The sequence below is a fragment of the Luteimonas yindakuii genome, assembly GCF_004803715.2.
GTDB lineage: Bacteria > Pseudomonadota > Gammaproteobacteria > Xanthomonadales > Xanthomonadaceae > Luteimonas > Luteimonas yindakuii.
In genome coordinates this window covers 2,542,926-2,562,964 of record NZ_CP039383.2, presented here as the reverse complement: position 1 = coordinate 2,562,964, position 20,039 = coordinate 2,542,926, and the positions used below count along the sequence as shown (strand labels likewise).

17 protein-coding genes are annotated in these 20,039 nt (G+C 69.2%); 7 read left to right on the top strand and 10 right to left on the bottom strand.

Features of this window, described 5'->3' with window-relative positions:
- Positions 1-47: 47 nt before the first annotated feature.
- Complete coding sequence (locus E5843_RS11885; RefSeq protein WP_425480747.1) at positions 48-1,646, bottom strand: sensor histidine kinase; 1,599 nt, start codon at positions 1,644-1,646, stop codon at positions 48-50.
- 430 nt (positions 1,647-2,076) lie between these two features.
- Here E5843_RS11885 and sucC point away from each other — a divergent pair, with 430 nt between their 5' ends.
- The 4 genes from sucC (at position 2,077) to E5843_RS11865 (ending at position 7,246) form a co-directional block, all read left to right on the top strand.
- Positions 2,077-3,237: an ADP-forming succinate--CoA ligase subunit beta gene (sucC, locus tag E5843_RS11880; protein ID WP_134674136.1), complete on the top strand. Its 1,161-nt coding sequence runs from the start codon at positions 2,077-2,079 to the stop codon at positions 3,235-3,237.
- 137 nt (positions 3,238-3,374) lie between these two features.
- Positions 3,375-4,247, top strand: a complete 873-nt coding sequence (gene sucD, locus E5843_RS11875; RefSeq protein WP_134674135.1) for a succinate--CoA ligase subunit alpha — start codon at positions 3,375-3,377, stop codon at positions 4,245-4,247.
- A 650-nt stretch (positions 4,248-4,897) separates the two neighbouring features.
- Positions 4,898-5,287, top strand: coding sequence for an endonuclease domain-containing protein (locus tag E5843_RS11870; RefSeq protein ID WP_136412743.1), 390 nt, complete (start codon positions 4,898-4,900; stop codon positions 5,285-5,287).
- A 321-nt stretch (positions 5,288-5,608) separates the two neighbouring features.
- The gene (locus tag E5843_RS11865) at positions 5,609-7,246 is read left to right on the top strand and encodes an NAD+ synthase (RefSeq protein WP_136412742.1); all 1,638 of its coding nucleotides are present in this window, start codon (positions 5,609-5,611) and stop codon (positions 7,244-7,246) included.
- Between the two features lie 4 nt (positions 7,247-7,250).
- Here E5843_RS11865 and E5843_RS11860 read toward each other — a convergent pair whose 3' ends face one another.
- The 5 genes from E5843_RS11860 to E5843_RS14430 all read right to left on the bottom strand — a co-directional run bounded on the left by E5843_RS11860 (position 7,251) and on the right by E5843_RS14430 (position 11,763).
- The gene (locus E5843_RS11860) at positions 7,251-9,593 is read right to left on the bottom strand and encodes a DUF342 domain-containing protein (RefSeq protein WP_136412741.1); all 2,343 of its coding nucleotides are present in this window, start codon (positions 9,591-9,593) and stop codon (positions 7,251-7,253) included.
- Positions 9,590-10,321: a PilW family protein gene (locus tag E5843_RS11855; RefSeq protein WP_141066021.1), complete on the bottom strand. Its 732-nt coding sequence runs from the start codon at positions 10,319-10,321 to the stop codon at positions 9,590-9,592. The genes E5843_RS11860 and E5843_RS11855 overlap by 4 nt, the downstream gene beginning before the upstream one ends.
- On the bottom strand, positions 10,318-10,743 hold the full coding sequence (locus tag E5843_RS11850) for a hypothetical protein (RefSeq protein WP_136412739.1): 426 nt from the start codon (positions 10,741-10,743) through the stop codon (positions 10,318-10,320). Before E5843_RS11850 ends, E5843_RS11855 begins: the two co-directional genes overlap by 4 nt.
- A gap of 4 nt (positions 10,744-10,747) precedes the next feature.
- Positions 10,748-11,269, bottom strand: a complete 522-nt coding sequence (locus E5843_RS11845; RefSeq protein ID WP_166432748.1) for a type II secretion system protein — start codon at positions 11,267-11,269, stop codon at positions 10,748-10,750.
- A gap of 71 nt (positions 11,270-11,340) precedes the next feature.
- The gene (locus E5843_RS14430) at positions 11,341-11,763 is read right to left on the bottom strand and encodes a type IV pilin protein (protein ID WP_134674128.1); all 423 of its coding nucleotides are present in this window, start codon (positions 11,761-11,763) and stop codon (positions 11,341-11,343) included.
- A 230-nt stretch (positions 11,764-11,993) separates the two neighbouring features.
- Between E5843_RS14430 and E5843_RS11835 the strand changes: the two genes are divergently transcribed.
- Positions 11,994-12,908 carry a vitamin K epoxide reductase family protein gene (locus E5843_RS11835; protein ID WP_341777624.1) on the top strand — a complete coding sequence of 305 codons (915 nt, stop codon included), beginning with the start codon at positions 11,994-11,996 and terminating at the stop codon, positions 12,906-12,908.
- A gap of 142 nt (positions 12,909-13,050) precedes the next feature.
- Here the strand turns inward: E5843_RS11835 and E5843_RS11830 are convergent, their stop codons facing one another.
- A complete protein-coding gene (locus E5843_RS11830; RefSeq protein ID WP_134674127.1) occupies positions 13,051-13,908 on the bottom strand; it encodes an outer membrane protein assembly factor BamD in 858 nt (285 codons plus the stop codon).
- An 87-nt stretch (positions 13,909-13,995) separates the two neighbouring features.
- Between E5843_RS11830 and rluD the strand changes: the two genes are divergently transcribed.
- Positions 13,996-15,006 (top strand): 23S rRNA pseudouridine(1911/1915/1917) synthase RluD, encoded by a 1,011-nt coding sequence (gene rluD / locus E5843_RS11825; RefSeq protein ID WP_134674126.1) that lies wholly within the window; start codon positions 13,996-13,998, stop codon positions 15,004-15,006.
- A 74-nt stretch (positions 15,007-15,080) separates the two neighbouring features.
- Positions 15,081-15,914 carry a peptidoglycan editing factor PgeF gene (gene pgeF / locus E5843_RS11820; RefSeq protein ID WP_141066020.1) on the top strand — a complete coding sequence of 278 codons (834 nt, stop codon included), beginning with the start codon at positions 15,081-15,083 and terminating at the stop codon, positions 15,912-15,914.
- Positions 15,915-16,011: 97 nt separating this feature from the next.
- Here the strand turns inward: pgeF and otsA are convergent, their stop codons facing one another.
- From otsA to otsB, 3 genes are read right to left on the bottom strand one after another with little or no spacing between them, the layout of a single operon-like run.
- Complete coding sequence (otsA, locus tag E5843_RS11815) at positions 16,012-17,379, bottom strand: alpha,alpha-trehalose-phosphate synthase (UDP-forming) (RefSeq protein WP_136412736.1); 1,368 nt, start codon at positions 17,377-17,379, stop codon at positions 16,012-16,014.
- Positions 17,376-19,190 carry a glycoside hydrolase family 15 protein gene (locus E5843_RS11810; RefSeq protein WP_134674123.1) on the bottom strand — a complete coding sequence of 605 codons (1,815 nt, stop codon included), beginning with the start codon at positions 19,188-19,190 and terminating at the stop codon, positions 17,376-17,378. The genes otsA and E5843_RS11810 overlap by 4 nt, the downstream gene beginning before the upstream one ends.
- The gene (gene otsB, locus E5843_RS11805) at positions 19,187-19,936 is read right to left on the bottom strand and encodes a trehalose-phosphatase (RefSeq protein ID WP_134674122.1); all 750 of its coding nucleotides are present in this window, start codon (positions 19,934-19,936) and stop codon (positions 19,187-19,189) included. The genes E5843_RS11810 and otsB overlap by 4 nt, the downstream gene beginning before the upstream one ends.
- Between the last annotated feature and the right edge of the window lie 103 nt (positions 19,937-20,039).

Here is a 20,039-nt window from a genome sequence, read left to right as displayed (position 1 = left end):
TCCTTGGCAGCGCAAGCATTTGCCCGCGCAGGTCAATAGGTGACCAATTATGCCGAAAGCAGCGGGTTCCGTCCCGACAGCACCAGACGGAAGCAGGCACCGCCACCGGGCACCGGGACGTAATCGAGGCTGGCCCCATTGGCCTTGGCCAGTTCGCGGGCGATATAGAGCCCCAGGCCGGTGCCGTATTCGGACGTGGTGAAGAACGGCCGACCGATCTGCGCCGCCACGGCGTCCGGGATGCCCGGGCCGCGGTCGGCAACCTCGATTGCCGGCCGTCCCTCGCGCACCTCCACCGCCACCGTCACCCGCGCGATCTCGCCGGGCAGTCGGCCGTGGTTGATCGCGTTCTGCACCAGCACGGTGAGGATCTGCTGCAGGTGGCGCGGGTCGAACACGGCCTCCAGCGGGCGCTCACGGCCGGCCTGCTGCAGGCTGCCGTTCTCGGGTGCCAGGGTGAGGTGGAAATCGGCAATGAAACGGCGCACCGTCGCCACCAGTTCGAGCCGCTCGGGCATCGCGCGCTCGCGCCGGGCCAGGCCGAGCACGCTTTCGACGATGCCGTTGGTGCGCTGGCACTGCTGCGTGATGATCTGCAGCAGGCGGCGATCGGCTTCATCAAGCGGCGATTCCTCAAGCAGCTGGGCGGCGTAGTTGATCGCCGCCAGCGGGTTGCGGATCTCGTGGGCCAGGCTGGCCGAGAAGCGGCCCATCGCCGACAGCGTCAACGACTCCGCGCGCCTGGATACCAGCGAGGCGTCGTCGAGGAACACCAGCGTGGAATCGCTGCCTGGCAGCAACCGGGCGAACCTCGGCTGCACCTCGATGCGCTCCGGGCCGCAGACGATCGGCGATTCATCGTTGCGGCCGTCGCGGCGCCAGCCCGCCAGGCGTGCGGCCAGCTCGGGTGCGGGCGCCGTCAGTGCGGTGCCGTCGAGTGCGCCCTCGTCATCACCGCCGAGCACCAACGTGGCCGCCTCGTTGGCCAGCTGGATATGGTCGCGGCCATCGACGATCAGCACGCCGGTGCGCATGCGCCGGATGATCAGTTCGTTGAGGCCGGCGAGATTGGCCGCGTGTTCGCCGTGGCGCTCGGCCAGCGCATGGCTTTCGCGCATGCGCTCGCCCAGCAGGTTGGTCAGCACGGCGATGGCGACGAAGCTGATGGCGAACATCAGCGCTTCGGCCAGCGGCCGCGCGGAACCGCCTTCCAGCTGCGACCACAGGTATTCGCCGATCATCGCCGCAGCCGCGGCAAATGCCACAAGAAGCGCCACCCGCAGCTTGAGGAACAGCGCGGCGCCGCCGATGTTGGTCAGCAGCAGCAGGGCGACTCCGGGGCCGGCGGCCGGCAGCGCATGGGTGATCAGCAGTGCCAGCGCGATGTCCACGCCGGCGCCGATCAGTGCGAGTTCGCCCAGATGGGCGTTTGGTCGCCGCGTCCACAGCCATAGTGCGAACGCGGCGGGAAGGCCGGCCAGGGCGACGCTGACGGCCAGGGCCGGGTCGTGCGGTTCGGCGATCAGCGGGCCGATCGGGCTGAACACCAGCAGGCAGAGCAGGCTGGCTTCGAGCAGCCGGTACAGCGCCAGCAGGTGCAGTTCGCGCCGCAGGACGCGATCGGTGTAGACGATGCTGGCGGGCAGCTGGAACAGAAGCGCCTTCCCGGGCGTGGTTCGTTGCGAGTATAGGGGCACCACAAGGCGGAGCTCCGGGGCTTCTGACCCTTCTCCCGCGGGCGGGAGACAGATCGGCAGGACCGCCGATCTGGACGGCGAAGCCGCCCGCAGGGCGAGCGACATGGAAGTCGCGAGTCCAGGTGGCGCGCAGCGCCGGATGAGGGCGGTCGCATCAACTGCCCTCACCCGCCCCTTCGGGGCACCCTCTCCCGCAAGCGGGAGAGGGGTCGGAAAGAACCCGGCCCCGATCGAAGCGATTCACCATGCCGATCCAGGACCCTCACTTTTGCCCCGCAGCGCAGCATGGGCGAGAATGGCGGTCTGCCCGCGCCCCTGTCGCCAGCCCCTGGCCAGCGAGTCCGTCGTGCGCGGTCCGTCACCCCACGCAGGATTCCACATGAATTTCCACGAATATCAGGCCAAGCAGCTGTTTGCCGACTACGGCATCCCCGTGCCGGCCGGGCGCGTCGCGTCCACCGCCGATGAAGCCGTCGAGGCCGCCAACGCGCTTGGCAACGGGCCCTGGATGGTGAAGGCGCAGATCCACGCTGGCGGCCGCGGCAAGGCCGGCGGCGTCAAGTTCTGCAAGACCACCGACGACGTGAAGGCCGCGGCGGCCGGCATGCTCGGCACCAACATGGCCACCTACCAGTCCGCGGGCGTCGCGCTGCCGGTGAACCTGGTGCTGGTGACCGAGGCCGGCGAGATCGCCAAGGAACTGTACCTGTCGGTGCTGGTGGACCGCGGCACGCGTTCGATCACCTTCATCGCCTCGTCCGAAGGCGGCGTCGACATCGAGCAGGTCGCAGCCGAGACCCCCGAGAAGATCCAGACCCTCAACGTCGACTTCGTCGAAGGCCTGCAGCCCTACCAGGCGCGCGAGATCGGCTTCAAGCTCGGCCTCAACGCCAAGCAGGCCAACCAGCTGGCGAAGATCATGGGCGGCCTCTACCGGCTGTTCAACGAGAAGGACCTGGCGCTGGTCGAGCTCAATCCGCTGGCGATCCTTGATTCGGGTGATCTCTACGCGCTCGACGGCAAGGTCAACTCCGACGACAACGCCACCTTCCGCCACAAGGACCTCGCCGCCATGCGTGACACCACGCAGGAAGACGAGGCCGAGGTGCGCGCCAGCGAGCACGACCTCAACTACGTGACCATGGACGGCAACATCGGCTGCATGGTCAACGGCGCCGGCCTGGCGATGGCGACGATGGACGTGATCCAGCTCGAGGGCGGCTCGCCGGCCAACTTCCTCGACGTCGGCGGTGGCGCCACCAAGGAGCGCGTGACCGAGGCGTTCAAGCTGATCCTGTCCAGCGACAAGGTGAAGGCGATCTTCGTCAACATCTTCGGCGGCATCGTCCGCTGCGACATGATCGCCGAGGGCATCATCGCCGCGGTCAAGGAAGTGGACGTCAAGGTGCCGGTGGTCGTTCGCCTCGAGGGTACCAACGTCGAAGCGGGCAAGAAGCTGCTGGCCGAATCCGGCCTGGCGATCACCCCGGCCGACGACATCAACGACGGCGCGCGCAAGGCCGTCGCCGCCGCTGCCTGATTCCGCGATCCGTTGTTTCCTCCCTTCTCCCGCCCGCGGGAGAAGGTGCCGAAGGCGGATGAGGGCGCACCAAGACTGCAGCCCTCGCCCCAACCCCTCTCCCGCCTGCGGGAACGGGGCTCCAACAGGAAGATTCCATGTCCGTTTTGATCAATAAAGACACCAAGGTGATCGTGCAGGGCTTCACCGGCCAGCAGGGCACCTTCCACGCCACCCAGATGGTGGAATACGGCACCCAGGTCGTTGGCGGCGTGACCCCCGGCAAGGGCGGCACCACCCACATCGACCTGCCGGTGTTCAACACCGTGCGCGAGGCCGTCGAGGCCACCGGTGCGAACGCGTCGGTGATCTACGTGCCGCCGCCGTTCGCGGCTGACGCGATCCTCGAAGCCGCGGCCTCCGGCATCAAGGTCATCGTCTGCATCACCGAGGGCATCCCGGTGCTCGACATGCTGCGCGTCGACAACGTGCTCAAGCAGCACGACGACGTGGTGCTGATCGGGCCCAACTGCCCCGGCGTGATCACCCCCGGCGAGTGCAAGATCGGCATCATGCCGGGCCACATCCACATGCCGGGCAAGATCGGCATCGTGTCGCGCTCGGGCACGCTGACCTATGAAGCCGTCAAGCAGACCACCGCCGCCGGCCTCGGCCAGTCCACGGTGATCGGCATCGGTGGCGATCCGGTCAACGGCCTCAACTTCGTCGACTGCCTGAAGCTGTTCAACGAGGACCCGCAGACCGAAGGCATCATCATGGTCGGCGAGATCGGCGGCGACGCCGAGGAAGCCGGCGCCGAGTACATCAAGGCGCACGTCAGGAAGCCGGTCGTCGGCTTCATCGCCGGTGCCTCGGCCCCTCCGGGCAAGCGCATGGGCCACGCCGGCGCGATCGCCTCGGGCGGTTCGGGCACGGCCGAAGGCAAGTTCGCGGCGATGGAAGCCGCTGGCGTCAAAACCGTGCGCTCGCCGGGCGACCTCGGCGCGGCGATTGCCGAGCTGGTGAAGTAAGAGCGCACACTGCGCACACGGGTGCGGAAGGCACCTGTCGAAAAAGGCCGCCTCCGGGCGGCCTTTTTTGTGCAGAGGTGCGCGCCGTTGCAGTCGCGCGGAGTGACCCCTCTCCGGCGAGCGGACAGAGGCTGAGGGCGTTTCCGGTGCATTGAAGCAGTCCTCATCCGCCCCTTCGGGGCACCTTCTCCCGCGGGCGGGAGAAGGGGGCGCGTGCTTCGCGGCTGCAGGTTCGAGTTGTTCCAGGCGCGCGGAATTACCCCTGTCCCGCGAGCGGGAGAGGGGCAGGGGTTTGGGCTTACGGCATAACGCAGATCACGAGCCCCTCATCCGCCGCTACGCGCCATCTCGCGCCCAGCCCTCACGTCGCCGCTCGGGCCTTCGCCGGCACGCGAGCCCGTTGCTCGCAAGCGCGCCGCCTCACCCCGCGCGCGAGAGAGGATTAGCGTGGATATTTGCGCGTCGGCATCAAGGGCCGGCGCACGTTCGATGAGCGCTGCGCGCGCTCTAACCCCCTCTCCCGCCTGCGGGAGAGGGGTTGGGGTGAGGGCGGAAAGGCGGAGCATCCGACAGCAACGCGTGGACTTTTCCGATGGTCGCAGCAGGGCGGGTGTCGCACATTGCGTTCGTCGCCGGGCCGGAGCGCACGGATGCGCCAGAACGCGAAACACGGGTTCGCACGCCAGTTGCGCCGCGAGATGACCGACGCCGAGCGGCTGATGTGGTTCCACCTGCGTAACCGGGCCATGCTGGGCGCGAAGTTCCGTCGCCAGTGTCCCGTGGGTCCTTTCGTAGCCGGCTTTGTCTGTGCGGAAGCGCGCCTGATCGTCGAGATCGATGGATCGCAGCACGGCAGCGATGTGGACGCCGCGCGGACCCAATTCCTCGAGCGTCGCGGTTACCGGGTGCTGCGGTTCTGGAATCACGATGTGCTGGTGCGAACCCCGCAGGTGCTGGAGGCGATCGTGGCAGAGCTGGACGTAGCGGATTGCGCGTGCGCGACCGTGGCTTCGCGGTGGAGCAAGGTCCAGCCGGCCTGAGACACCCTCATCCGCCCCTTCGGGGCACCTTCTCCCGCACGCGGGAGAAGGGTCCAGACAGCGGCCTCTGGCAGGCGGGAGAGACAGCGGCCTTCCGCACACGCGGGAGAGGGTCCAGACAGCGGCGACCGACTGTCCGGCATCGCGCGCCCTTCGAGGGTCCGGGTCCTGCACCACGGCAGACCGATGTGGGATGCCCCTTCCCGCCATCGATCTGGCCGACGATCGTGCTGCCCGGCAGGTCGGTCGCCTGATCCAACGCATGCAGCCCGTACATTGCGGTCTGGAATAATGGTCGCCTTTCCAGGTTCCGGTGTCCCCATGTCCACGACTCTCCGCATCGCGATGGCGCAGTTCGATTTCCCGGTGGGTGCGGTCGAGCGCAATGCCGAGCGGATCAGCCAGATGATCCTGGAAGCGCGCGACGAGTTCGGCGCCGACGTGGTGGTATTCCCGGAGCTGGCGATCAGCGGTTATCCGCCCGAGGACCTGCTGATGCGGCCGTCGTTCCTGGCCGCCTGCGAGCGTGCGCTGCAGCGCGTGGCGACGGAGACGAAGGGCATCGTCGCAGTGGTCGGCTGGCCGGAGTCCGTGGGCAGCGTGCTCTACAACTCGGCCAGCGTGCTGCGCGATGGTCGCGTGGAGCAGACCTATCGCAAGCGCGAACTGCCCAACTACAACGTGTTCGACGAGCGCCGCTACTTCCATGTCGATCCGGACGGCGGTTCGTGCGTGTTCGAGGTCAAGGGCGTGCCACTCGGCCTGCTGGTCTGCGAGGACCTGTGGTTCGCCGAGCCGATGGCCGACACCGTGCGCGAGGGCGCCGAGCTGGTGCTGGTGCCCAATGCCTCGCCATATGAGCGTGGCAAGCACGCCGAGCGCGACGGCATGCTGGCCGATCGCATCGCCGACACCGGTGCGGCGATCGCCTACGTCAATGTCGTCGGCGGCCAGGACGCACTGGTGTTCGACGGCGCCTCGCTGGTCGCCGACGGCGATGGTTCGATCCATCCCGCGGCAGTGGCCTTCGCCGACCAGTGGCTGGTGGTGGATTACGACGCGGCGACGCGCCGGTTCACGCCGGTGGTGTGGGTGGACGATGGCGACGAGAGCATCGATGCGCTGGCGTGGCGCGCGGTGACGCGTGGCATCCGCGACTACTTCGGCAAGAACGGCTTCGAGCACGCGTGGATCGGACTGTCCGGCGGACTGGATTCCTCGGTGGTGCTGGCGATGGCGGTCGATGCGATCGGTGCCGAGCATGTCACCGCGGTGCGGTTGCCCTCGCGCTACACCGCGGGCTTGAGCAACGACCTCGCCGCCGAGCAGTGCGAAGCGCTCGGTGTGCGCATGATGAGCCTGCCCATCGAGGCGCCGTTCAAGGCCTATCTCGACACGCTGGCGGAGACCTTCGCCGGCCAGGAGCCGGACGTCACCGAGGAGAACCTGCAGTCGCGCATCCGTGGCGCGATGCTGATGGCGTTGTCCAACAGGTTCGGCGGGCTGGTGCTGACCACCGGCAACAAGAGCGAATACGCGGTCGGCTACGCCACCATCTACGGCGACATGGCTGGCGGCTATGCGCCGCTCAAGGATCTGTACAAGACCGAGGTCTATGGCCTGGCGAAGTGGCGCAATACCGTAGGCGGTGCGCCGGCGATCCCGCGCGGGGTGATCAGCCGCCCACCGTCGGCGGAGTTGCGCGCCGGGCAGACCGACCAGGATTCGCTGCCGCCCTACGACGTGCTCGACGCCATCCTGCTGCGTCACGTCGATTACGAGCAGTCGCGCGACGAGATCGTCGCCGCCGGGTTCGAGACCACGCTGGTCGATCGCGTGCTGCGGCTGGTGCGCACCAGCGAGTGGAAACGCCACCAGGCCGCGCCAGGCCCGAAGATCTCCCGCCGTGCATTCGGGCGCGAGCGGCGCTATCCGATCAGCAACGGCTACGGCGCCTGAGCGGTCAGCGGTAGCGCGTCCACAGCACGGTTGCTTCCGGGCTCCCAGTGGGCGGCGCAGTGCCGGCACCGCCGCAGGAACTGCCGATGCAGGGCAGCGCATCGGGATCGAAGGCGATGTCGCCGGTGGTCTGGTTGATCGTGGTGCTGCCGCTGATCCGCGCCTGGCCGGTGGCGCCCGACTGCGCGGCGACGATGATCGAGCCGTCGATCCGCGTGCTGCCGCCGGTGGCGAGGTTGTCGCCGGCTACCACGTTGCCTGAAGCCACCGTCGACGCGCCAAGGTCGATGAGGCCGCCGCCGTACGAGCCGTTCGGTCGGTAGCCACCGGCGATATAGGCGGCGTTGGCGAGCGTGCTTTCGAGCAGCGTGCGGCTGGCGGTATCGCACAGGTTGGTGGGAATCAGCTGGGCGAAATTGGCGTTGGCGCCCCCGGTCACGGAAGCATTGGTGCAGGTGGATGCGTAACCCGCCCAGTTGGGCGCCATGGTGCGGTGCGCGCCCGCGGTGCTGATGTTGCCGGTGGCGATGAAGGTGTTGACGTAGGTGCCGTTGGCGACTTCCAGGTTGCCGTCGAACCAGGCGATGCCACGCGCCATCGAACCGCCGTTGACGGTCCATTTGCCATTGGCGTGGGCGAAGCAGCTGTTCTGTGGCGAGAAGCCCTGGCAGATTGTGGCGACGGGCCGGGTGCACAGGGTGCCGGACATGTCCTGCGGCCGGCACAGCCAGTCGGGCTGGCGGGTGTTGTTGGCCATCCGTTCGCCGAGCACATAGGTGCCAGCAGGTATGCCCTGCACATGGGCGACGGTGACCTGGATGCGCCCGTTGATGATTTCGAAGCGGTAGTTGGCGGCCTCGCGCAGCGGGTAGGCATCGACCCGCACGCGCGGGATGTCGATCGCGGCGAGCAGGGGGACGGCAACCGCAGCCGGCGTTTGGACGCCGGCCTGATAGCCGCGCTGCACGGTCACGCGGATGCCGTTGTTGCCGGTCTGCCCGCGCTGCAACGTGCCGCCGATGGTGCCCGTGCCAACGCCCTGCCAGCCGGACACGTACAGCGAGCCGCTGGCGAACACCGCATCCGCCGCGCCGCTGCCTTCGAGCCGCACATTGCCTCGGCTGGTGATGCTGCCCGCCGAGGCGCTGCCCAGCAGCACCACGTCGCCCCCAGCGCGCACCTGGCCGGTGTGGCCCCAGCCGGACAGCTGCACGCGGCCACCGGCGTGGGCCGACGTCGCGCCGGCGACGATGCTGATGTTGCGGCCTGCCACCAGGGTGGTCGGGTTGCGGTTGGCGCCGCCGTAATCGATGTCGACGTTGGCGCGGATCGAGCCGGCACCGCCGCCACTGCCGGTCCAGCGCACGCTGCCTTCGGTGCTGATCGCGCTGATGTTGACGCCGCCCGCGGTCACCAGCACGTCGCCCTTCGCCTCCACCACGTCGCCGTTGCCGCCGGCGAAGGTGACGCTGCCGTCGCTGCGGATCGACATCGGCCTGGCACCGCCTTCGACGCGCACATTCCCCTTCGCACGCACCTGCGACACGCCGGAACTGCCGCGCAGCACCACGTCGCCGTCGCTCTCCACGGTGTTCACCCGGATGCCGCTGCCGATGGTGACGTTGCCGGTGGCGCGCAGCGTGTCGATGCCGGTGATCGATGCATTGTCGAGGCGCACGTTGCCATCGACGTTGATGACGGCGTTCTCGCCGGTGAAGGCGATGCCGCCGGAAATGTCGAGATCGCGATAGATGTTGATCGCGCCCAGCGTTGCGGCACCTCCACCAGGCGGTGCCGCAGCTCCCGGCAGCGCCACGACGTACACCGCTTCCACCGTGGAGGTGGTGGCGGAAGTGCCTTCGGACGCGCGACCGGTGACCTGCGCAGTGACGCGGTAGGTGGACGCGCCCGACAGCCGGCAGACCTCGCTGATCGTCGCCCGCGGCACCGCGATGGCGTCGGCGCCGGTGATGGCGATCTCCCCGCGCACCGGCGTGCCTTGGCAGGCGTACGGCTCTGTGGAGGCCGCTGCCGCGGCAGCGGCGGCAGGCGTCGCGGGCAAGGCATCGCGGCGGTTCCAGCCTTCGCCATTGGCCCAGCGCTCGTAACGGTCCTCCGGCAGTTCCAGCAGCGCGGTGCGGATGGTCTCGACGCCGCGCCAGGCCGCACCCTGGGCTGCCGTGGCGGCATGCACGGTGAGCTGGCGCTGCTGGGTGCCGCGCAGCGAACCGGTCATGGTGAACACGGTGGTGCCGACCACCAGGCCGAGCAGCAGCAGCACGAGGATCGTCGCCACGCCGCGTTCGCGGTGTGCGGCACTGCGGCGGTGGATGCGGACCGTACTCACCCCATGCCTCCGCCGCTTGCGCGCAGGTTGGCGAGGCAGGTGGAGAACACCACGTCACTGCCGACCTTCAGCGACACCCGCTGCGACACCGGCAGCAGGTCCGCCTGCTGGGCATACGGCAGGCTGCAGGCGCCGTCGCGTTCGAAGTGCGCGCCGGCCAGTGCATGCACACCAGCCTCGTCGCCAAGCGCGGTGCCGTCCGCCGCCTGCGGCACGAAGAAACCGGTGGCCGAGACCAGCCGGCGCGGTGCCAGCGGGCCGGCCGCGGTCCAGGCGAGTGCCGGATCATCCGCAGCGCTGCAGCTGCGGCCCGGCAACCAGTACAGGCCGCGGCGGTCGGCGCCCGCATCGGCAGGCGTTACCCGCAGTCCCGGTGCGTTCGCAGCGGTGGCGATGCGCAATCCGGCGCAGGCATGCCCGGGATCCGGGTGCAGGCTGTAGCGCCAGACGATCTGTCGCCCGCCATCGACGATCGCCAGCACGCCGGGCTCGCCGGGTGCGATGCCGAACCCGGCCCGCTGCAGCTCCATCTGCACGGTCAGCAGGGCGGACGCGAGTTGGCCATCGCGTTGCGCACTGCGCGATGCATTGCCCGACACGTCGATCAGTACGCGGTAGATCGACACCATCGCCGCGATCGTCAGCAGCGAGATCAATACGCCGACCATCATGCTGATCAGGCTCTGGCCGCGCTGCCGGCGCGGGCCGCGTGGCGCGCGCGTGGTCATCGCGCCACCTGCCGGGTGCCGACCACCAGCGGTGCTGCGTCGGGCACCTGTGACGTGGTGCCCTCGAGCGCACGCACTGGCACGCGCAGTGCCACTTCGCGCGGCGTGGTCACGGCCGCGTTGGCGCCGCTTCCAAACGCCAGCGACACCGTCGGGCCCGGCGCGCACTGCACCGCGACCGGCTGCTCACCCTGCACCGTCCACGGCGCGACGATGGTGGTACCACCGGCATCGCACAGCGATACACCTTCCATCTGCAGGGTGTTGCGCAGCTGTTCGACGGAGAGATTGGCGATCCGTGCCTCGTGCTGTCCGGCGGCGATGCGTCCCGCCACATGCGCCATCGACGCGCCGAGCAGCGCGGTGATCAGCACCCCGACCAGGGCTTCCAGCAGCACGTCGCCGCGCTGGTGCCTGCGCACGGGCCTAGAGCAGCTCGACATATTCCAGCGCCTGGTTGCCGGCCCCGATCGCGATGCGTTCCTGGGTGACGAGTGCGCACCCGGGGGCATCGGTGCGATGGCCGTGGCTGTCGAAAGCCACGCACGAAAACAGGTTGCCATCGGCGCGGAAGCTCGCCAGATCGGCGAAGCCGCCGATGCCGGTGCTCTTCAGCGCCATGTCGCGATGGGCCGGCAGTTCCGCCTGCCATTCGGGCGCCGTGCGCCAGCTGCCATCGGCATTGCGCACCCGCACCTGCAATCGGCGACGGTCGTCGTCCACGACCAGCTCCAGGCGTGCCACCCCGCCGGTGGTGCCCGCCGGCAGTGCGCCGGGATTGCGCAAGGCCAGCGCGCGCGCCTGCGCCACCGCCTCGGTTGCCTGCGCCCGCACATGCATCTGCCGCGAACCGTCGATCCAGCCGGCAGTCAAAGGCACGCCGACCAGCATCAGCATCGCGGCGATCGCCAGGGTGATCACCAGTTCGATCAGGGTGACGCCGCGCATGCATCGGCGAACGCGCAGGCCCCTGGTGGGCGTGCATGCGCAGGCCACGACCGCCGTGTGCGTCATCGGGTTCACCACGATGTGCCGCCGACGTCGGGGCAGCCTTCGCTTGTGCGCGTGTTGCCTGCGGTGAGCCGCAGCGTGCATCCCGTCAGCCGGCCACCGCTGCCAGTGGCGGTCAGCGTGTAGCCGTTCTGCGGCGCGTAGGCGAAGGAGAAGTCGCCGGCATTCGACGCCGGTGACCAGCCATTGAAGGTCGCGCGCAACGTCGCCGTGCTGCCGAGCGCACTGGCCGGATACAGCAGGGTGCGCTGGCGGTGGTTCTCGACGTTCGCCGACAACGCCAGCAGGTCCGCCTGGGCGACGCGGATCTTGCCGCGCAGCACATAGTTGCCGTACGCCGGCAACGCGATGGCGGCGAGGATCGCGACGATCGCCACCACCACCATCAGTTCGATCAGCGTGAAGCCTGCGGCGCCTTCCTGCCTGGCCATGTACGTCTCCGGTCGACTTCGCGCGGGTATTGAGGCCGCCCGCGCGCTACGTGCCATGCGCCTACCGTAGGCAACCGCGCATGGACCCCCGATAAAAACGCGGGTTTTCAGGGGTTTCGCAGTCAGCTGGCGTTGTATGACGTGGCTGGTGCGTGCAATTGCCTCGCCAATCGCGTGATGTATGCCGCAGTTACGCGTATCAGCGGCAGCGTTGGCAGGCCGCGACTAGAATGCGGAGCGATTGCAAGGGGACGCTCATGGCAAAGAAGAAACGCCGGCCGGTGGCAGGTCCGGAACGTATTGGCGGTGCACGCGTGGCGAGGCCGCGCTTGCGGCCGGATCTGGTTGCACTTGCGATTGCAGCAGCCGGCCTCTTGCTGACCGGATATCTCACCGCGCTGGCCTGGCGCGGCGCCGCGCCTGCGCTGTGCACGGCGGGCAGTGGTTGCGACGCGATCCAGTCCAGTGCCTGGTCGACCCTGTTGGGCCTGCCGCTCGCGCTGTGGGGCTTCGGGCTCTACGCGCTGGTGGCGCTGGCTGCGGCGACCGGGCGTTCGGCGCTGGCGCGCTGGCGCTGGTTGTCGCGGCTGTCGCTGCTGGGGCTTGCGATCAGCGTGCTGTTGACGGTGGTGGGCTGGATCGATGTCGGTGCCAGCTGCGTCTGGTGCCTGCTGTCGTTGCTGCTGTGGGTTGCGCTGTTCGCGTGGGTGCATGCCCGTCGTCCCGCGGGTGCACCGGGCCGCGCCGGCTGGACCAGCTGGTGGCTGGGTAACGGCCTGGTCGCGGCTGCGGCCATGGCGCTGATTGTGGTCAGCGGCAGCGGCGTACTCGACCGGCGTCCCGAGGACCCGCGGGTGGCCGGCCTGGTCGACCATCTGGATGCGATCGGTGCGACCTACTACGGCGCCTCGTGGTGTGCGAACTGCCGGAAGCAGACGCGGATGTTCGGCGCCTCGGCCAGCCGGCTGCCGTATGTCGAATGCACGCCGGAAGGGCGTGGCGGCCCGGTGGCCGGCGCCTGCGCGCGGGCCGGCGTGGGTGCGTACCCGACCTGGGTGATCCATGGACTGCACCACCCCGGATTGAAGACGCCCGAAGAACTGGCGCAGCTGTCCGGCTATGTGTGGCCCGCGCGCCGCGAGTGATCGCGCCGCGTGGCGTGGCGGGTTAGTGCAGGACCGACGTGCACCGCTGGAAACCGGATCCCACGCGGTCGGCGGACACTAGGTGCAGAAAAGAAGAAGCCGGCCACTGGGCCGGCTTCTTCTTTCCGGGCCTGCGCTGGCCTCAGTCGTTCTGCAGCGGCGAGCGCTCGCCGGCAAACGGGTTGAGCTTGCGGATCGCCCATGGGTAGTCCGGCCAGTTGCGACCCTGCAGCCACGCATGCGACGGCTCGTTGAGCTCGAGCACGCGGCGGGCGTCGGCGGCCAGGGCCTCGTTGCCGAGCTGGGTGTAGGCCTCGGCCAGCACTGCGACCGCGTCGTTCTGGTATTCGCTCTGCGGATAGGTCTCGAGCGCGTAGGTGGCGCGGTTCACGGCCGCCACCCAGGCACCGCGCCGCAGGTAGTACAGGGCGGAGTCCACCTCGTGCCGCGCGAACATGTTGCGCAGCGCGACCATGCGCTGGCGCGCGTCTTCGGCGTAGCGGCTGTTCGGGAAGCGCTCGGCGACGATGCCGAAGTCCGAGTACGCCTGGTTCGGCGTGGCGAGGTCGCGCCGGCTGGCGTCCAGGCTCCACACCCGCTGCAGGAACACGGTGTCGCGGTTTGAGTTCACCAGCCCGCGCAGGTAGTACATGTAGGCGGTGTTGCGATGCGTGGGATAGGTGCGCAGGAAGCGGTCGATGCTGGAAATCGCCTCCTCGTTGTTGCCCATCTTGTACTGCGCGTACGCGGTTTCGACCAGCGCCTGCTCGGTGAGCGGCCCGTACGGATACTGGGCGACGAGGCGGCGGAACGTGGTCGCCGCCGCGCTCCAGTTGCCGTAGCGCATCGACTGGTGGCCCTTGTCGTACAGCTCCTCGACCGGCACCCCCTCGTTGACGTCCTCGCGGTCGCCACGCAAACGCGAGCATCCACTCGCCAGGAAGATGGCCAGCAGCGACAGGATTACTGCGACACGGAAGACGGACGGGGTTCGGGTCATGGGCTGCTGGGCGTTCAAAGCGCGAAGCGCCGATAATAGCAGTCCCGGCCGGATGCCCGTCCGGTCCCCCCTGAACCGGACCCGATGATGACCGACCCCCACGCCAGCGACGCCGATCGCGCCGACGACGAGCTCGAACCGCGCACCGTGGTGGTGCCCCCGGCGCTTGCCGGGCGCCGCTTCGACCAGGTGCTTGCCGAGCTGCTGCCGGAGTTCTCGCGGTCGCGCCTGAGCGAATGGATCAAGTCCGGTGATGCGCTGCTCGACGGGCGCCAGGTGCGCCCGCGTGATCCGGTGGCCGGTGGCGAGACGATCGTGCTCGACGTGGTGCTGGAGGACCAGACCCACGACGAGCCCGAGGACATTCCGCTCGAGGTGCTGTACGAGGATGCCGACGTGCTGGTGATCGACAAGCCGGCCGGCATGGTGGTGCACCCGGGTGCGGGCAACCGCACCGGCACCCTCGTCAACGGCCTGCTGTTCCGGGATCCGTCGCTGTCCACGCTGCCGCGCGCGGGGATCGTGCATCGTCTGGACAAGGACACCTCGGGCGTCATGGTGATCGCGCGCACCGTCCAGGCGCACGCGGCGCTGGTCGAGCAGCTGTCGGCGCGCGCGGTGCACCGCCAGTACCTCGCGATCGTGGTGGGCGCGCTGGTCAGTGGCGGCACCGCCGATGCGCCGATCGACCGCCATCCGCGCGACCGCCTGCGCATGGCAGTACGCGAGGGCGGCCGCGAGGCGGTCACCCACTACCGGCTGCGCGAGCGTTTCCGCGCCCACACCGCGCTGGAATGCCGCCTGGAAACGGGTCGCACCCACCAGATCCGCGTGCACATGCAGCACCTGCGCAACCCGATCATCGGCGACCCGCTGTACGGCGGCGCGCTGAAGCTGCCAAAGGCCGCGACGCCGGAACTCGCGGCCGCCCTGCGCGGGCTGCGCCGGCAGGCGCTGCATGCGGAAACGCTGGAATTCGTGCATCCGAGCACCGGCGAACCGGTGCGGGCCACCGCGCCGATCCCCGAGGACATGCGCACGCTGCTGCGGGTGCTGCGCGAGGACACCCGCGCCTTCGCCGACGACGGCCGCCGCTGACATGGCGCCGCGCGACGCAAGGAGTAGTCGCGCTGGCTTGATGGAAAGCGACTTGCACGGACAGGACTGCTGACATGGGCGGTGCGGACGCATGGCTCGCCGCCGACTGGCCGGTGTCACCCGGCGTCACCGCGCTCACCACGCTGCGCCATGGCGCGGGCGCGTCGCAGGCACCGTTCGACAGTTTCAACCTGGGTCTCAGCAGCGGCGACGACCCCGCTGTGGTCCAGCGCAACCGTGACGCGCTGGTAGCGCTGGCGGGTGCTCCGGCCGCACCGCGATGGTTGCGCCAGGTGCATGGCTCTCGGGTGCTGCGGTTTGACGGATCGCGCGTCGACCGTTCTCCCGTTCCTGGGGAAAAGTGGCGCACAGATGACGGCAGCGCTGCTGACGACATCGTTGCCGGCGACCCTCCCGAAGCGGACGCCTCGGTGACGTCGGTGCCCGGAGTGGTGCTGGCGATCCTCACTGCCGACTGCCTGCCGGTCGTCTTCGCCGCAAAGGACGGCGGCGAGATCGGCGCCGCGCATGCCGGCTGGCGCGGGCTGGCCGGCGGCGTGCTGGAAGCGACGGTGGCCGCAATGGCCACGCCGCCGGCGCAGTTGCTGGCGTGGCTCGGTCCCGCAGCCGGCCCGGATGCCTACGAGGTCGGCGGGGAAGTGCACGATGCCTTCGTCGCCGGCGGCACGCAGGTAGCCACCGCCTTCGTCGCCACGCGGCCGGGGCACTGGCGGGTCGACCTGTACGCACTGGCGCGGCAGCGGCTGCTCGCTACGGGCATCGCCGCCGGTGATATCCACGGCGGCAGGCTGTGCACCATCAGCGATGCCGCGCGCTTCTATTCGCACCGTCGTGACCAGCGCACCGGGCGCATGGCCACGCTGGTGTGGAGATCAGACCGCCCGTAGGAGCGGCCCATGGCCGCGAATGCTCCGCTGGCCGCGAAGGCTCCACGGCCCGCCGATCGCGCCCATTGGGGCGCTCCTGCAGGTCGCGACGCCCGCCCTACAGCGCGCGCAGGTCTTCGAGGTAGCTGCGGCGCCAGGCGTGGATGTCGTACCTGCGTAGGTGGTCCATCATCGATCGCCAGCGTTCGATGCGCTGGTCGCGCGGCATCGTCGCCGCGACCGCGATCGCGTCGGCAACGCCGTCGAGATCGTGCGGGTTCACCAGCAGCGCGTCCTTGAGCTCATAGGCCGCGCCGGCCAGCAGCGACAGCACCAGGACACCGGGATCGTCCGGATCCTGCGAGGCGATGTATTCCTTGGCCACCAGGTTCATGCCGTCGCGCAGCGGCGTGACCAGGCCGATCCGCGCGCTGCGGTAGAAGCCGGTCAACGTGGCGTGGGCGAAGTTGCGGTTGACGTAGCGCAGCGGCGTCCACTCCGGCTCCGCGTAGGCGCCATTGACGTGGCCGGCGATCTGCTCAAGCTCCTGGCGCAGCTGCTGGTACTCGCTGACCTCGCCGCGCGACACCGGCGCGATCTGCAGGTAGGTGAGCTTGCCGCGCTGCTCGCGACGGGTTTCGAGATAGCGCTCGAAGCCGCGGAAGCGTTCCGGCAGGCCCTTGGAATAGTCCAGCCGGTCCACGCCGATGGCGAGCGCGCGACCATCGAGGCTTGCGCGCAGGTCCTTGACGGCGGTCTTGGTGACCGCTGCACGCGCCTGCGTGGCGATGGTTTCGGTATCGATGCTGATCGGATATGCGCCAGCGCGGAACCTGCGTCCGCCGGGCGCTTCCATCCAGCCATCGTTGAGCACGCGGCCGCCGCCGAACAGGCGCACGTAGTCCTGGAAACGTTCGACATCGCGCTGGGTCTGCATGCCGATCAGGTCGTAGGCGTACAGCGACGAGAACAGCCGGGTGTGGTTGGGCATCGCCGCCAGCAGGTCCGACGACGGCATCGGCACATGCAGGAAGAAGCCCATCCGGCAGCCGACGCCGCGCTCGCGCAGCAACGCCGCCAGCGGGATCAGGTGGTAATCGTGGATCCACAGCGTGTCGCTGTCGCGCAGTTGCGGCGCCAGCTTGTCGGCGAACAGCGCGTTGACCCGCGCGTAGCCCTCGCGGGTGTCGCGGTCGTAGTCGACCAGGTCGAGGCGGAAGTGCAGCAGCGGCCACAGGGTGCGGTTGGCGAAGCCGTTGTAATAGGCGTCGAAGTCGCGGCGGTTGATGTCGAGGGTGACGTAGCGGATGTCGCCTTCCGTCTGCTCGTGGACCGCGCCACTTTCACCGCGCACCGCGCGTCCGCTCCAGCCGAACCACAGCCCGCCGTTCTCCTGCAGTGCCGCGTGCAGGGCCACGGCGAGCCCGCCGGCACGGTTCTCGCCCGGCACCGCCACGCGGTTGGAGACGACGACCAGCCGGCTCATGTCGCCTCCTCCCACGAACGTGAAAGCCGCATCGCCGCCATGATCAGGCCGACGTGGGAATAGGTCTGCGGGAAGTTGCCCCAGAGCTCGCCGTCCTCGAGCGCGAGGTCTTCGGAGAGCAGGCCGAGCGGATTGCGTCGGGCGAGGATGCGCTCGAACATCTCGCGCGCCTCGTCGACACGGCCGATCGCGGCCAGCGCGTCGATGTACCAGAAGATGCAGATGGTGAAGCTGGTCTCGGGCGAGCCGAAGTCATCCGGGGCGATGTAGCGGAACACGCCGTCGCCGCGCTTGAGGTCACGTCCGATCGCGTCCACCGTCGCCACGAAGCGCGGGTCGGTCGGCGCGATGAAGCCGACGTCGGCCAGCAGCAGCAGCGAGGCATCCAGGTAATCGCTCTGGAACGAGGCGCTGAAGTGATTGGCGTCCGCGCGCCAGGCGCATTCGAGGATCCGCACGCGCATGCCATCGGCGCGTTCGCGCCAGTGCGTGGCGCGGTCGTCCAGCCCCAGGTGCGCGGCGATCTTCGCCAGCCGGTCGCACGCGGCCCAGCACATCACCGCGGTATAGGTGTGCACCTCGGTACGACCGCGGAATTCCCAGAGCCCGGCGTCCGGCACCTCGTAGAGTTCGAACGCATGGTCACCCAGCGGCTCGAGGCGCTGGAAGTCGGCGATGCTGCCGGGGTCGGCGAGCCGGCGGTCGAAGAACAGCTGGGTCGAGGCCAGCACCACGCTGCCATAGACATCGTGCTGCCGCTGCACCCAGGCGAGGTTGCCACGCCGCACCGGGCCCATGCCGCGGTAACCCTGCAGCGCCTCCACTTCATGCTCGTCCAGGCGGGTGGCGAAATCGATGCCGTACAGCGGCTGCAGGCCGTCGTCATGGGTGGCGAGGTTGAAGATGTAGCGCAGGAATTCCTCCATGCTGCGCGTCGCACCCAGGCGGTTGAGTGCGCGCACCACGAAGGCGGCGTCGCGCAGCCAGCAGTAGCGGTAGTCCCAGTTGCGCGCGGAACCCGCGGCTTCCGGGATGGAGGTGGTCATCGCGGCGATGATCGCGCCGCTGTCCTCGTACTGGCACAGCTTGAGCGTGATCGCGCTGCGGATCACCGCGTCCTGCCATTCCAGTGGAATCGACAGGTAGCGCACCCATTCCCGCCAGTAGCCGGTGGTGCGTTCCAGTGCCTCGTCCATGAAGCCCGGCAGCGCCCGCGCCAGGGTCTCGTCGACGCCGAGCAGCATGTTCACGCGGTGGGCAAGGACGAACGGCGTGCCCTCGCGGACGAAACGCACCGGCATGTCGGTGGTCAGGCGCAGGGTGAAATCCGGCAGCAGGTAGCGGATGTGGTTGCTGCCCCAGGTCGTCGCCGCGCGATGTTCGCCCCAGTGCGTCAGCGGGCGCAGGCGCACGCGGATGCGCGGGCTGCCGGACAGCGGGGTGATCCGGCGCATGATCGTCACCGGGCGGTAAAGACGCCCGTGCTCGCGCCATCGTGGCGCGAAATCGACGATCTCCACCGCACCGCCGTTGCGGTCGTACAGCACCGTGCGCAGGATCGCGGTGTTGGCGAGGTAGGCCTGCTCGCTGCGTTCGAAATCCTCGAGTTCGATGGCGAAATCGCCGCCGTCATGTTCGCGCGGCGACAGCAGTGCGCAGAACGCGGGATCGCCATCGAAGGCCGGCAGGCAGCTCCAGACCACGCGCGCACGCGAATCGAGCAGGGCGCCGAAGCTGCCGTTGCCGATCACGCCGAGGTCGAGCGTGGCAGCCGTGTCGGGTGCAAAGGGTGCGGTGGACGGGGTGTTCATGCGGGAAGGGCATCCTCCAGCCAGGCGTGCACGGCGGCGACGTCGGGCAATGTGTAATGGGCGGCGCTGGGCTCGCGCGTGCCGACCAGCACGCTGAACCCATGACGCGCGTTGACGACGGCGAAGCCGTGTTCGTCGGTGAGGTCGTCGCCGACGAACACCGGCGTGCGTCCCCGGAATGGCGGCTGCTCGAGCAGGGCTGCGATGGCATCGCCCTTGTCGGCGCCGGTCGGGCGCAGTTCGACTACATGATCGCCGGGTTGCAGGCGGTAGCCGGGCAGGCGCGGAAGTGCCGCTTCCGCGAAGGCGCGCAGCTGCGGCCCGTGCTGTGGCGCCGCGCGCCAGTGCAGGCCGAGCGCCACGGCCTTGTCCTCGACCACGGTGCCCGGCAACCGTGCAGACAGCGCTTCGGCCTCGGTGCGGATGCGATGCAATGCATCCGGGGCAGCGGCCGGCGCGGACTGCCGGTCACCATTGCGTCGCTCCAGCCCGTGCAACCCGGCGGCGGGCAGTTGCAGCGGTGCAAACAGCCTGTCGAGCGTCGCCAGTGGGCGTCCACTGATCAATGCCAGTGCGCCATCGAGGTGCCGATGCGCGTGCTCCAGGCTGTCGCGCAACGCGGGATCGACAACCACCGCCGACGGTTCGGTGGCAAAGGAAAGCAGCGTGCCGTCCACGTCGAGGAACAGTGCCCAGGCCCTGTCGATCGACGGCGGCGGCGGTCGGGTGGGGGACTCGGCAGCCATCGCGACATTCTGCCGGATGCGGCGTGAGGGTCTGTTTGCACGGCCCGGCAGGCAATGGTGCAGGCGCCGTCGCCGATAATGGCCGGCCCCTCACGACAGGAGC